This window comes from Sphingobacterium sp. LZ11T8, assembly GCF_024261425.1.
Classification (GTDB): domain Bacteria; phylum Bacteroidota; class Bacteroidia; order Sphingobacteriales; family Sphingobacteriaceae; genus Sphingobacterium.
Window position 1 is genome coordinate 367083 of record NZ_JANBZY010000005.1, and the last position, 12359, is coordinate 379441.

Below are 12359 nucleotides of genomic sequence, written 5' to 3' on the forward strand. Positions count from 1 at the left end.
TTTAATCGATCTATGATGAAGAAAGTTATGATGGCCCTTCTCTATGTGTTTATTGGATTAATCGTGTTTGCAGGTCTATACTTTGCGGCAGATTCTGTCTTGTCAAGGATTTCTGCCGATAAGCCTGATAAAGAGGGAAAACCTAAAAATATCACGGTTTATGTGCTATCCAATGATGTACATACCGATATCGTGCTTCCCATTCGGAATGAATTACAGGACTGGACAGAGGTATTTCCCATTGAAAACAATAAAGGAAAAGATTTGAATCAACAATATGTTTCTATTGGTTGGGGTGATAAGGGCTTTTACCTGAATACCCCTGAGTGGAAGGACCTGACCTTAAAGACTGCTTTGGTAGCTGGTTTGGGTATTGGTGAAACTGCCCTGCATGTTACTTACTATAAACGGATGGAAGAAAATGACCTTTGCTATAAAGTTCATATCGATAGCAATCAGTATAATGTCCTGAAAAGTTATATCCTGAATTCCTTGGATATGGGGGAGGATGGTAAACCTATTTTGATTGAGACGAATGCGCAATATGGTCCTGATGATGCATTCTATGAGGCTAAGGGAGCTTACAGTTTGTTTTATTCCTGTAATACTTGGTCTAATGCTGCTTTGAAAAACGCAAATATGCCATCTGGAGTTTGGACGGTTTTTGATAAGGGGATTTTAAGGCATTATAGGGATTAAGGTTATATTGGAATATATCTGAATAAAAAAAAGCTGCATTTGCAGCTTTTTTTTATTCAGATAATAATTTTGTCAATTCTTTTTGGATTTCTGCCCCTTTATCTTCGTTATACCATCTTTGGATGTTTTCTTTGATTTCCTCCATGGGTTTTCCTTCCGCTCTTTCAGTTTCGAAGATTTCCTGTAGTGCATCTGGACGTGGTCCCCATACCACTTTATCATGTCCTACATCATTACGGATGATCAATTTCGGGATTGATTTTCCACCATTGGTCAAGTAATCGTCGATTAAAAAAGGTTCAGTGTCGCGAAGTTGAATATCAAGATCGATAAAAGGATTGTCCTTTACGATTTTATAGATCTGAGCAACGGAGTGCCCTGCATCCCCACACCAAGGTTCTGTGATTAAGATCCAGTGTTGAGGATCTTTGATGTTTTCAATGCATACTTTCATTTCTGATGATGGTTCAAATTTTTTCAACCATCTGTTCATTCTGGACCAATTGAGTTTAGCGTAACTTAAATAGTCAGGGTTTGATGAGTATGCTTCGTGTTTTTCGGTATTGTTTAAGATATCCTCGAAGTAACTCTGGTATTCGTCAAAAGTCATGTTGGATTAATTTTTTCAAAAATACATATTATTCCAATATTTGAGAAAAAATGACAGAATGTCACGCTCAAATGACAATTCCTTGCAGATTTTTCCGACTTTGGAATGACAAAGTCAGATAAAACTGTTTGGCATAAGCGTTGTTAATAGAGAATAAGTAATCATTAAACATTAAAGAAAACACAACAAGATATGTCAAAAATTATAGGAATCGACTTAGGAACTACCAACTCATGTGTAGCCGTTATGGAAGGTAATGAGCCGGTAGTTATTGCAAATAACGAAGGAAAGCGTACTACACCTTCTGTTGTTGCATTCGTAGCAGGCGGGGAACGCAAGGTTGGAGATCCAGCAAAACGTCAAGCCATCACTAATCCACAGAACACGATCTACTCGATCAAGCGTTTTATGGGGGTTACATACAATGAGGCAAAAGGCGAAATCGACAAAGTTCCTTATAAAGTAGTAAAAGGCGACAATGATACACCACGTGTGGAGATTGGCGACCGTAAATATACTCCTCAAGAAATCTCAGCAATGATCCTTCAAAAAATGAAGAAAACTGCAGAAGATTACTTAGGACAAGAAGTAACTCGTGCCGTAATTACCGTACCTGCTTATTTTAATGACGCACAACGTCAGGCAACGAAAGAAGCTGGTGAAATCGCAGGCTTGAAAGTAGAACGTATCATCAACGAACCTACTGCAGCAGCATTAGCATATGGTCTTGAGAAAGCAGACAAAGACATGAAAATCGTAGTTTTTGACTGTGGTGGTGGTACTCATGACGTTTCAGTATTGGAATTAGGTGACGGTGTGTTTGAAGTAAAATCTACTGATGGTGATACGCACTTAGGTGGTGATGACTTTGATAACGCTATCATTAACTGGTTAGCTGACGAGTTTGCAGACGAAAACGGTGGATTGGACTTGAGAAAAGACCCAATGGCATTGCAACGTTTGAAAGATGCTGCTGAGAAAGCGAAAATCGAGTTGTCAAGCACAACTTCTACAGAGATCAACTTACCATATATCACTGCAGATGGATCTGGTCCTAAGCACTTAGTTCGTTCTTTATCACGTGCTAAATTCGAAAGCTTAGTAGGTCCACTTATCGAACGTACTATCGAGCCTTGCCGTACAGCATTGAAAAATGCAGGATTCAGTACTTCAGATATCGACGAAGTAATCCTTGTAGGTGGTTCAACTCGTATCCCAGCAATCCAGGATGCTGTTAAGAAATTCTTCGGAAAAGAGCCTTCAAAAGGTGTTAACCCTGATGAGGTAGTAGCATTAGGTGCTGCAATCCAAGGTGGTGTATTGACAGGGGAAGTAAAAGATGTGTTGTTATTAGACGTAACTCCACTTTCTTTAGGTATTGAAACCATGGGTGGTGTAATGACCAAATTAATTGAGGCCAACACAACTATCCCTACGCGTAAATCGGAAGTTTTCTCTACCGCTTCGGATAATCAACCATCTGTTGAGATCCATGTATTACAAGGTGAGAGACCAATGGCTGCTCAGAACCGTACGTTAGGACGTTTCCAATTGACAGACATTCCTCCTGCACCTCGTGGAATCCCTCAAATTGAAGTAGTATTTGATATCGATGCTAACGGTATTATCAAAGTGTCAGCAATCGACAAAGCTACAGGTAAAGAGCAAAACATCCGTATCGAAGCTTCTTCAGGTCTATCTGACGAAGAGGTTAAGAAAATGAAACAAGAAGCTGAAGCCAATGCAGAAGCTGATAAAAAAGTAAAAGAGGAAGTAGATAAATTGAACTCTGCTGATGCCTTGATCTTCTCAACTGAAAAACAATTGAATGAATATGGCGATAAAATCTCTGCAGATAAAAAAGGTCCTATCGAATCTGGTCTAGAGAAGTTGAAAAAAGCACATGCTGACAAAAACTTCGCAGATATAGAGACTGCATCTACTGAATTGAATGCTGCATGGAGTGCTGCATCTGAAGAAATGTACGTTGCATCGCAACAAGGAGCCGGTCAACAACAAGCTCAAGGTGATGCTGGTCAAGCAAACAATGGCGGAAACCAAGGTGGTGGCGCTGATGACGTGCAAGACGTAGATTTCGAAGAGGTTAAATAAAACATTAAGTTTACCCCCTTATATTGAAAAGGAGTTGCCTGGAAATGGGCAACTCCTTTTTTAGTATTTAGTAATGAGTATTTAGTATTTAGACCTTGGGGCTGTTTAATTATGGATATAAATCATTATTTTGTTTATCTAAATACTAAATACTAAATACTACAACTCATGAACATCGAAGAACTTCGGGATTATTGCATCGCAAAAAAGGAAAGTACAGAGGAGACACCATTTGGTCCAGATACTTTAGTGTTTAAGGTATTGGGGAAAGTCTTTCTTCTGGTAGGATTAGACCAGGTGGACCAACTTTCTTTTAATGTGAAATGTGATCCTGAGTATGCCGTTGAATTAAGGGAGAAATATGAACATACTGTCTTGCCTGGTTACCATATGAACAAAAAGCATTGGAATACGGTACATGCTAACAGGCAGTTGAACGACCAAAAACTCTTTGAGTTAATAGACCATAGTTATGAGCTGATTGTTCAAGGCTTACCGAAGAAGGAACGTGAGAAACTATCTTAAAGTTTAAACTTTTCCTTTACCTCTTCTAAATAGCTTCCGCCAATGGGAATTTCCATATCCTCTATCCAGATAGAATGTCTGTCTAGCTTACTGATTTTGTTCGAGTTGATAATATAGGAACGATGGACCTGCAAAAAAGAATCATCTGCCCACTCCGATAGAAATTCTTTGATGGTCATCCTTGCCAATACCTCACGGCCTTCTAGAATGAACCGAATATAATTGCCAACGGCTTGAAGGGCCAAGACCTCTTTCAAATCAATCTTTATCATTTGATACCCGTCCTTCACAAATAAGCTTGGGTTGTTGTCTATCACACCTTTTAGTTCCAATAATTCCTTAGCCCTAATCACTGCCTTTTCAAAGCGGTCAAAAGTGTAGGGTTTTAGGAGATAATCCAATGCCTCCAGTTCAAAACCAGATAGGGCATATTCAGAATAGGCGGTAGAGAAAATCACGAGTGGTTTTTCTTCCAGGCCCTTGAATAAGTCAATTCCATTGATGTCTGGCATTCGCACATCTAAGAACATCAATTGAACCTCATTATGTTGTAGATATTCCTTTGCCTCAAGACCATTCAGGAACTGTTTTTCCAGATTTAGATAAGGAATTTGTTCGGCGTATCTCCTGATGATATCCAGTGCTATCGGTTCATCATCTATGGCAATGGCTTTAATCATTTTCGTTCATTTTGGATGCTATCTCCGAATGAGGGACTTCATCGAGGTCAATGGTCAGAAAAACAAAATACTCCTGTTGGTTTTGTTCCATAACCAGCATATAGCGGTCAGGGTAGGTCAGGTCCAGCCTAGACCTTACATTTTCCAGCCCGATTCCTGATTTCGTTCTTTCCAGGTCGGTTCCGGTGCTTTTGTGAATGCTGTTGTAAACGGAAAATTTCAACTGTCCATCGACCACATCTGCATTCACCTTGATCCAGGAAGGTTTGCTCATACTGATGCCATGTTTGAAAGCATTTTCAACAAAGGGAATCAGGAGCATCGGTGCAATGTACAAGCTGTCCAAGCTATCTATGATTTCATGTTCAATCTTGACGTTAGGAACACTCTCAGTCCTTAAGCTCTGAATAGCGATATATTCTTTTAGGTAACTTAAATCTCTGGAAAGAGGGATTTGATCCTGTTGGTTTTCAAAGATCAGGAAACGCATCATTTGGCTCAGCCGTTGAACCGAATCTGCAGTGCGGCTTGCATTCTCCTGCAGGGCAATTCCATAGATGCTGTTCATGACATTGAACAGAAAGTGCGGATTTACCTGAGATTGCATCAGTTTATATTCCGCTGCGGTCTTGCCCAAGTCTTTTCTCAAGAAGTCGATGGTCTTTTTGTCAGCTCGGTACCTGAAAAAGTAAAAGTAGGTCGCCAAGATCACAACAGAAGCAAATAAGGCGCCTACAAATATGATTTTGTCACTATATCGTCCATGTATAAGTTGGACAAGGATCAGGAAAGGGATAAAAATAAGGATTGCACTCAATATGCTGATCAAGATGTACTCCACTTTGGTGATCTTCTTTTTGACCAATAGCTCCAATAGCGAAAAGTTATTTAAGGCATATAGCAGGTAGCCAAAAGGAGCATAGAGGAATAAAATGGCCAAATGTCGGTGTATGGACATGGAAATCACAAAGAAAATCAATGACATGCCGATAATGAAGAGGAATTCAGTAATGAATCTCCTGAAGGTCATTTTATGGTTTGATCTAGTGCTGCTTAAATTCATAATCGAGTTATAAAATTATAAAAAAGAAAATAGTATTAGCCTAAAGCGGATTTTTCTTGAGGATAATTGAAGGGAAGAATCGGAAAGCCTAGAAAATCGGGATCCTGGTTCATCAAGGTTTCCTGAAAGTGATCAATGAGATGAATGGTTCCATGTGGATACTCCTCCTGCAAGTTGAAGTATGATTCAATGGGATGTAGGAGTTGATCTTGCAACTGGTTTTGGTAGTTCGTTTCGAATATGCTGGTCAAGAATCGGATTAGATAATAAAACATCATAACTTTCAATTTTCTGCCTTTGTTTATTCCTGACACAATAATATTGAAGAATTTGATGGCCCCTAAATTTTTGTGATGAACCTATGGAAGGAAATGATGAATCATGTTTTTAATGTAAAAAAGCTGAATCAAAAGAGAATATGATTGGCAGAAATAATCGAAACGGGTCAAATAATTCTATCTTTGCCAATCATTTGGAGATCTACCCATTTGAATATCTACTATAAGTAAGTTAAAAACATGCCGCAATCAAAATTTATTTGGGCCCTTTTGGGGGTCGTGTTCTTTATTTCTAGCTGTATTAAAGACGAGGCGAAAAACATGGAAGCTGATATCACACAAGTCTCCATCGCCGATAGTTTGATTAATGTCAAACCTATCATCAACAACAGAAACGTTGTTATCTATGTCAAACCCGGGAAAGTGGATTTGAAAGAATTCGCCCTTGATTTTGACTTAACGCCTGGAGCAACTTCGGTTCCTGCCTCAGGTTCGGTCCAAGATTTTTCTGCCCCTGTATTTTATGAGGTCACTTCTGAAGATGGACAGTACAAAAAACAATATTCCGTGACTTTATTGGAGTCCTCCGTTCCTGAAATGTTTGATTTCGAACTGTTCAAACATGACGAGAAGAAAAACTGGATCTATTTCTATGAAGAGGTAGAGGGCGTTCAGCAAGAGCTATGGGCTTCCGGAAACTCGGGCTTTGCCTTGACAGCCGGTTCTAATCCTACCGAAAAAGCTTATCCAACCCAAGCTACCGATGATCCAAAATTGGTGAAATCAGGAAAATATGCAGCTTACCTGGAGACTAAATCCACTGGTTTCTTAGGTTCTTTGGTGAAGAAGCCTATTGCGGCTGGTAATCTGTTCATTGGTTCTATGTTTACCAAAAGTATCATAGACATCCAAACACGTTTTGGCCTCCCATTCAATAAAATCCCTGTTTCCATGACCGGTTATTATAAATATGAACCCGGTAAAAAGGTAATCGATATGAATGGTAAAGAAGTCAATGTTACGGATGAATGTGACATCTATGCTGTATTATTTGATCGCGTTGCGTTGATGCAAGCTACAGCAAACGATAAAGAGGATGCAGGAAGAACCTGGCTGAACGACAAAGATGTGTTGAATAGCCCGCATATCATAGCCCTTGCTCAATTGAAGGAAACTTCTGCAACAAAAGGAGATGGCTTAGTGAAGTTCGATCTGCCATTTGTATTCAAGAAAGAATATAGCCAGTTAGATGCCGACGCGTACCGTTATAGCATTGCCGTAGTGCTTTCTTCCAGCAAGAATGGAGCAATATTCCAAGGTGCTATTGGAAGTAAGTTAATTGTAGATGAAGTGAAAATCAACGTAAGATAATGAGATTAATTAAAATCGAGATAAAATACGCTCTTTTGAGTGTATTTGGTTTGTTTTTTGCCTTGAACCTAAACGCACAGGCTTTAGAACAAGGGAAATTTAGAGTAGATGCTGAAGTAGGGACTAAGATCGGTGGAGCTTCTCCGTTGGGATTGCCCGTAGAAATTCGCAAGATCAATGGTTTCAAACCAGCTTTGCCTTTTTTCGTAGGGGTTAAAGTGGCCTATGGCATCGATGACAAATGGGGCGTTCGCTCAGGACTGATCTTTGAAGGTAAAGGGATGAAGACTGAAGCCTCGGTAAAAGGATATAAAACATCTTTTAATGCTGATGAAGATCCGTCACAAAATGTTAGGGGCTATTATTACGGTGATATCACCACCAATGTAGAGAATCTTTACTTTACCATTCCTGTCATGGCGACCTATCAATTAAATCCAAGCTGGAGCCTTCAGGCCGGACCTTATGTTTCCATGGCTGTACAACGTAAATTCTACGGTATGGCAACAGATGGCTATATCCGGGATGAAGAACCAACAGGAGAAAAGGTAGGGATCGTAGATGCCGCTTATGATTTCAAAAGCCAGATCAGAAAAGTAGATGTTGGAATGAGCGTAGCAGGAAAATATGACTTCGCAAAACGCTACTATGCTACTGCCCAATTTGATTACGGTTTCAATAGCATCATGAAAACTGGCTTTGAAAGCATCAGTTTCAATATGCACAATATCTTTATGAATATTGGTGTAGGTGTGAGGGTTTTTTAGAAGAGATTAATAGATATGAGATATGAGATTTGAGATAGAAAACGGTCAACTCTTTTTAGGTATGACCATTTCTAATATCTCAATACTCATATCTCAATACTCATATCTTTCCTTACATTTTAAGCCCAATCTCTCTCAATCGTTCATCCAAATATTCGCCGGCGGTATAATCTTCGTAAGCTTTTGGATGTTCTGCATCGATACATGAATCCAATGAAGCCAAGCTCATGCTTGATTTAGGATGCAAGAAGAAAGGAACCGAATATCTTGATGTCTTCATCAGTTCTCTAGGAGGGTTTACGACACGGTGGGTAGTCGATTTTAATTTGTTGTTGGTCAATCTTTGCAACATATCACCCACATTTACAACAATGTCCTCACCTTTAGCCTTGATAGCAAACCATTCTCCATCTTTGGTCAACACCTCTAATCCATCTGCGCTAGCACCGATCAATAAGGTAATCAGGTTGATGTCCTCATGAGCTCCTGCACGCACAGCGTCCGCTGGAATAGCATCAGGGTTTTCGATTGGGAAGTAATGGATGGCACGTAAAATAGAGTTACCATTGATCACGAATTTTTCAAAGTAATCTTCAGGTAGTTCCAAATAAGTTGCAATGGCTTTTAGCAAATTACGGCCAGCATCCTCCAGTTTTTTATAGATTTCTGCTGTTACAGCATTGAATCTAGGTAGTTCGTTCACCTCTGGGTTATCTGGAAAATCCACTTTCGAATATTCCTCACCTACGATGGTCTGTCCTCTTTGCCAAAATTCCTTCAAGTCTGGCGTTTTAGAGTCCTTCGCTTTTTCCTTCCCTTTGGAAGTATATCCACGCTGTCCTGCCAGTTCAGGGAATTCATATTTGTCCTTGATTTCCGAAGGTTGGTCAAAGAATTCCTTGACCACTTTATATAGCTCATCGATCAGTTCGTGTGAAAGGCCATGGTTGGCGATGGTGACGAATCCCGTTTCGTTGAATGCCTTGCCAATATCCGCCACAAATTGTTCGCGTTGTTCAGCACTGCCCTCAGTATAGTGCGTCAAGTCTAATCTTGGAATATTTACTAATGCCATGTCTGTTTTGTTTGATGCAAAGTTAATGTAATAATAATATTGAAGAGTAAAAAGTGTTTATAACCTATTTTGTAATATTTGTAATACCTTGAGTTACAGTTTTTAAAAGTTATCAACATTTCTCATTTTTAGTTCCAGATTCCCGAATATGAATTTTAATAATCTATTTGTGTCAAGTATTTATTAAAAAATCACAAAACAGTTTGATTTATCAATTGTAAAATTTAAATTTGTTATGCTTGCATAATAAATGTTAGAAAACCCGAATATGAGCCAAGACAATACCATCGACTATTTTTTAAAGACGGCATGGCAAACAGTTGCCAACAAGTACAATGTAATCGCCTCTCAGCATGGTTTTACTCAAGCTGCTGGATATATATTGATCAATATCCATAAGGAAGGTACGCCAGTGTCTCAGATCGCAAATTCTACCGGTGTCAAGACCACCTCCTTATCTCGCGTACTAAACAATTTGGAGTCTCTGGGCTTTATCTATAGAGAGACCAGTGATACCGACAAACGTTCTGTAAAGGTATACCTCACAGAGCTGGGACAAGAGAAGAGGAAGGTAGCCAAGGACGTAGTTCGGGAGTTCAACGAACATTTAAACACTTCTTTCTCCGAAAAGGAAAAAGCTACCCTTGTCAAGTTTTTAAAGAAAATAAATGAAGTAGCCACAAACTACTCTCCAGTAATACAAATTGAACCATAGGAAATTAGAAAATATACGTGATATGAATAGAAATATTAAAAAAGTAGCTGTATTGGGATCCGGAGTAATGGGTTCTCGAATTGCTTGCCACTTTGCTAATATAGGTTTAGAGGTATTGCTTTTGGACATTGTTCCTAAAGAGCTGTTGCCAGCAGAAGAAGCAAAAGGCTTAACATTGGAAAGCCCTGCTGTCCGTAATCGTATTGTGAACCAATCTTTGGATACGGCAATCAAGTCAAACCCTGCACCTTTATATAGCAAATCCTTTGCTACGCGTATTTCAACAGGAAACTTTGATGATGATATGAGCAAGATCGCTCAGGCAGATTGGGTAATCGAGGTAGTTGTTGAGCGTTTGGATATCAAAAAATCAGTTTTTGATAAAGTAGAGCAGTTCCGCAAACCAGGGACATTGATTACAACAAATACTTCTGGTATTCCGATCCATCTGATGGAAGAAGGCCGTTCTCAAGACTTCAAAGAGAACTTCTGTGGTACCCACTTCTTCAATCCGCCACGCTATCTCCCTTTATTGGAAATTATCCCTACAAAGGATACCAAAAAAGAAGTTGTAGACTTCCTGGTAGCTTATGGAGATAAAATGCTAGGTAAAACTGTAGTGTTATGTAAAGATACTCCAGCCTTTATCGGCAATAGAATTGGCGTTTACTCCATGTTGGCCGTAACACACCTTATCGAAAAATTAGGACTTACCGTTGAGGAAGTCGATAAATATACCGGGCCTGCTATGGGGCACCCTAAGTCGGCAACTTTCCGTACTGCGGATGTTGTTGGCTTGGATACCCTAGTGAATGTAGCCAAAGGGCTGGAACAGAATGCACCTAACGATGAAGCGAAAGGAGTTTTTATACTCCCTGAGTTTATCAGCAAAATGGTGGAAAATAAATGGTTGGGCGAAAAGACCAAAAAAGGTTTCTATGAAAAGGTAAAAGATGACAAAGGCAATTCTGAAATCCTTTCCCTTAACTTGAAGGACCTGACCTATGGTCCACAGCAAAAAGTAAAGTCTTCCACATTGGAAGCGACTAAACCCGTTGAAGATATCCGTAAGCGCATGAAAGTTTACGAGCAGGGTACAGACAAGGCCGCAGAGCTTTTCAGAGCGATGCATTATCCTTTGTTTGAATATGTTTCTAACCGCGTGCCTGAAATCACGGATGATTTCTTCCGTATCGATGATGCCATGCGTGCCGGATTCGGATGGGAAATCGGTCCGTTTGAGGTATGGGATGCACTCGGCGTAAAAGAAACCCTAGAAAAGATCAAAAAAGAAGAAAAACGTCTTCCTGGACAATCTGGCGAAGTTGCCCAATGGGTAAAAGATATGCTGGATGCAGGATTTGATAGTTTCTATAAAGTAGAAAATGGAGTCCGTCATTATTATGACATCGCTTCTAAATCCTACAAACCGATCCCTGGAACAGAAGAGTTGATCGTATTAGACCACATCCGTGAGGCTAAGACCATTTGGAAAAACTCTGGCGTTTCCATCATCGACCTAGGCGATGGAATCATCAACTGTGAATTCCATACCAAAATGAACACTATCGGTGGCGATGTCATCCAAGGCTTGAACAAAGCAATTGACCTGGCGGAAAAAGAATACCGCGGATTGGTCATTTCCAATGATGGCAAGAACTTCTCTGCTGGTGCCAATATCGGTATGATCTTTATGATGGCGGTTGAGCAGGATTACGATGAGTTGAACATGGCCGTTAAGATGTTTCAAGATACTTCAATGCGTTTGAGATACTCCGCAATTCCAGTAGTTGCAGCACCATTTCAACTAGCATTGGGTGGTGGATGTGAATTCTCGATGCATGCCGACTTTGTTCAGCTACATGCCGAAACGTACATGGGCTTGGTTGAGTTTGGTGTTGGCGTGATCCCAGGTGGCGGTGGTTCCAAGGAATTTGCCTTAAGAGCATCTGATGATTACCGTCCGGATCAAATCGATCAGAATTTCATGAAAGATCGCTTCTTGACCATCGGCCAAGCAAAAGTATCTACCTCTGCAGTGGAAGCCTTTGAGTTAGGCTATCTACAGGAAGGTAAATATGCCATCACGATGAACCGTGCACGCCTGTTAGCCGATGCCAAAGCCAAAGCGCTGGAATTAGCAAACGCAGGCTATGTTCAACCAGCACACCGCAAGAACATCAAAGTACTAGGAAATCAAGGTCTCGGAATCGTATATGTTGGTGCATCCTCAATGGAAGCAGGACACTACATCTCCGAACACGACAAACTGATTTCCGAAAAACTAGGCTGGGTGATGTGTGGCGGAGATCTATCCGCACCAACCGAAGTCGACGAGCAATACCTTCTAGACATGGAACGCAAAGCCTTCTTAGAGCTCTGCGCAACCCGCAAAACCCTAGAAAGAATCCAAGCGATGTTGACGACGGGAAAGCCACTTAGAAATTAGTATTTAGTATTAAGT

The 12359-nt window shown here is 40.2% G+C and carries 12 protein-coding genes; 7 read left to right on the top strand and 5 right to left on the bottom strand.

Translation table 11 applies throughout. The features are described from left to right. Positions 1–12: 12 nt before the first annotated feature. Positions 13–699 carry a TIGR02117 family protein gene (locus tag NLF99_RS14100; RefSeq protein ID WP_254529053.1) on the top strand — a complete coding sequence of 229 codons (687 nt, stop codon included), beginning with the start codon at positions 13–15 and terminating at the stop codon, positions 697–699. 52 nt (positions 700–751) lie between these two features. Here the strand turns inward: NLF99_RS14100 and NLF99_RS14105 are convergent, their stop codons facing one another. Continuing rightward, entirely contained in the window at positions 752–1309 is a 558-nt protein-coding gene (locus tag NLF99_RS14105; protein ID WP_254529055.1) for a thioredoxin family protein, read from the bottom strand. Between the two features lie 192 nt (positions 1310–1501). Between NLF99_RS14105 and dnaK the strand changes: the two genes are divergently transcribed. After that, the gene (gene dnaK / locus NLF99_RS14110; protein WP_254529057.1) at positions 1502–3421 is read left to right on the top strand and encodes a molecular chaperone DnaK; all 1920 of its coding nucleotides are present in this window, start codon (positions 1502–1504) and stop codon (positions 3419–3421) included. A 168-nt stretch (positions 3422–3589) separates the two neighbouring features. Beyond that, a complete protein-coding gene (locus NLF99_RS14115; protein ID WP_254529058.1) occupies positions 3590–3946 on the top strand; it encodes an MmcQ/YjbR family DNA-binding protein in 357 nt (118 codons plus the stop codon). Here the strand turns inward: NLF99_RS14115 and NLF99_RS14120 are convergent. From NLF99_RS14120 to NLF99_RS14130, 3 genes are read right to left on the bottom strand one after another with little or no spacing between them, the layout of a single operon-like run. Beyond that, positions 3943–4626: a LytTR family DNA-binding domain-containing protein gene (locus NLF99_RS14120; RefSeq protein ID WP_254529059.1), complete on the bottom strand. Its 684-nt coding sequence runs from the start codon at positions 4624–4626 to the stop codon at positions 3943–3945. The genes NLF99_RS14115 and NLF99_RS14120 overlap by 4 nt on opposite strands. After that, on the bottom strand, positions 4619–5689 hold the full coding sequence (locus NLF99_RS14125; RefSeq protein WP_185213954.1) for a sensor histidine kinase: 1071 nt from the start codon (positions 5687–5689) through the stop codon (positions 4619–4621). The genes NLF99_RS14120 and NLF99_RS14125 overlap by 8 nt, the downstream gene beginning before the upstream one ends. Before the next feature lie 35 nt (positions 5690–5724). Further along, complete coding sequence (locus NLF99_RS14130) at positions 5725–5967, bottom strand: hypothetical protein (protein WP_254529060.1); 243 nt, start codon at positions 5965–5967, stop codon at positions 5725–5727. A 240-nt stretch (positions 5968–6207) separates the two neighbouring features. Between NLF99_RS14130 and NLF99_RS14135 the strand changes: the two genes are divergently transcribed. Beyond that, positions 6208–7338, top strand: coding sequence for a PCMD domain-containing protein (locus NLF99_RS14135; RefSeq protein ID WP_254529061.1), 1131 nt, complete (start codon positions 6208–6210; stop codon positions 7336–7338). Beyond that, complete coding sequence (locus tag NLF99_RS14140; protein WP_254529062.1) at positions 7338–8105, top strand: porin family protein; 768 nt, start codon at positions 7338–7340, stop codon at positions 8103–8105. Before NLF99_RS14135 ends, NLF99_RS14140 begins: the two co-directional genes overlap by 1 nt. A 112-nt stretch (positions 8106–8217) precedes the next feature. Here the strand turns inward: NLF99_RS14140 and NLF99_RS14145 are convergent, their stop codons facing one another. Beyond that, positions 8218–9180: an isopenicillin N synthase family oxygenase gene (locus NLF99_RS14145; RefSeq protein WP_185213958.1), complete on the bottom strand. Its 963-nt coding sequence runs from the start codon at positions 9178–9180 to the stop codon at positions 8218–8220. 268 nt (positions 9181–9448) lie between these two features. Here NLF99_RS14145 and NLF99_RS14150 point away from each other — a divergent pair, with 268 nt between their 5' ends. Then, on the top strand, positions 9449–9895 hold the full coding sequence (locus NLF99_RS14150; protein WP_185213959.1) for a MarR family winged helix-turn-helix transcriptional regulator: 447 nt from the start codon (positions 9449–9451) through the stop codon (positions 9893–9895). Between the two features lie 22 nt (positions 9896–9917). Then, entirely contained in the window at positions 9918–12344 is a 2427-nt protein-coding gene (locus NLF99_RS14155) for a 3-hydroxyacyl-CoA dehydrogenase/enoyl-CoA hydratase family protein (RefSeq protein WP_185213960.1), read from the top strand. Positions 12345–12359 lie beyond the last annotated feature (15 nt).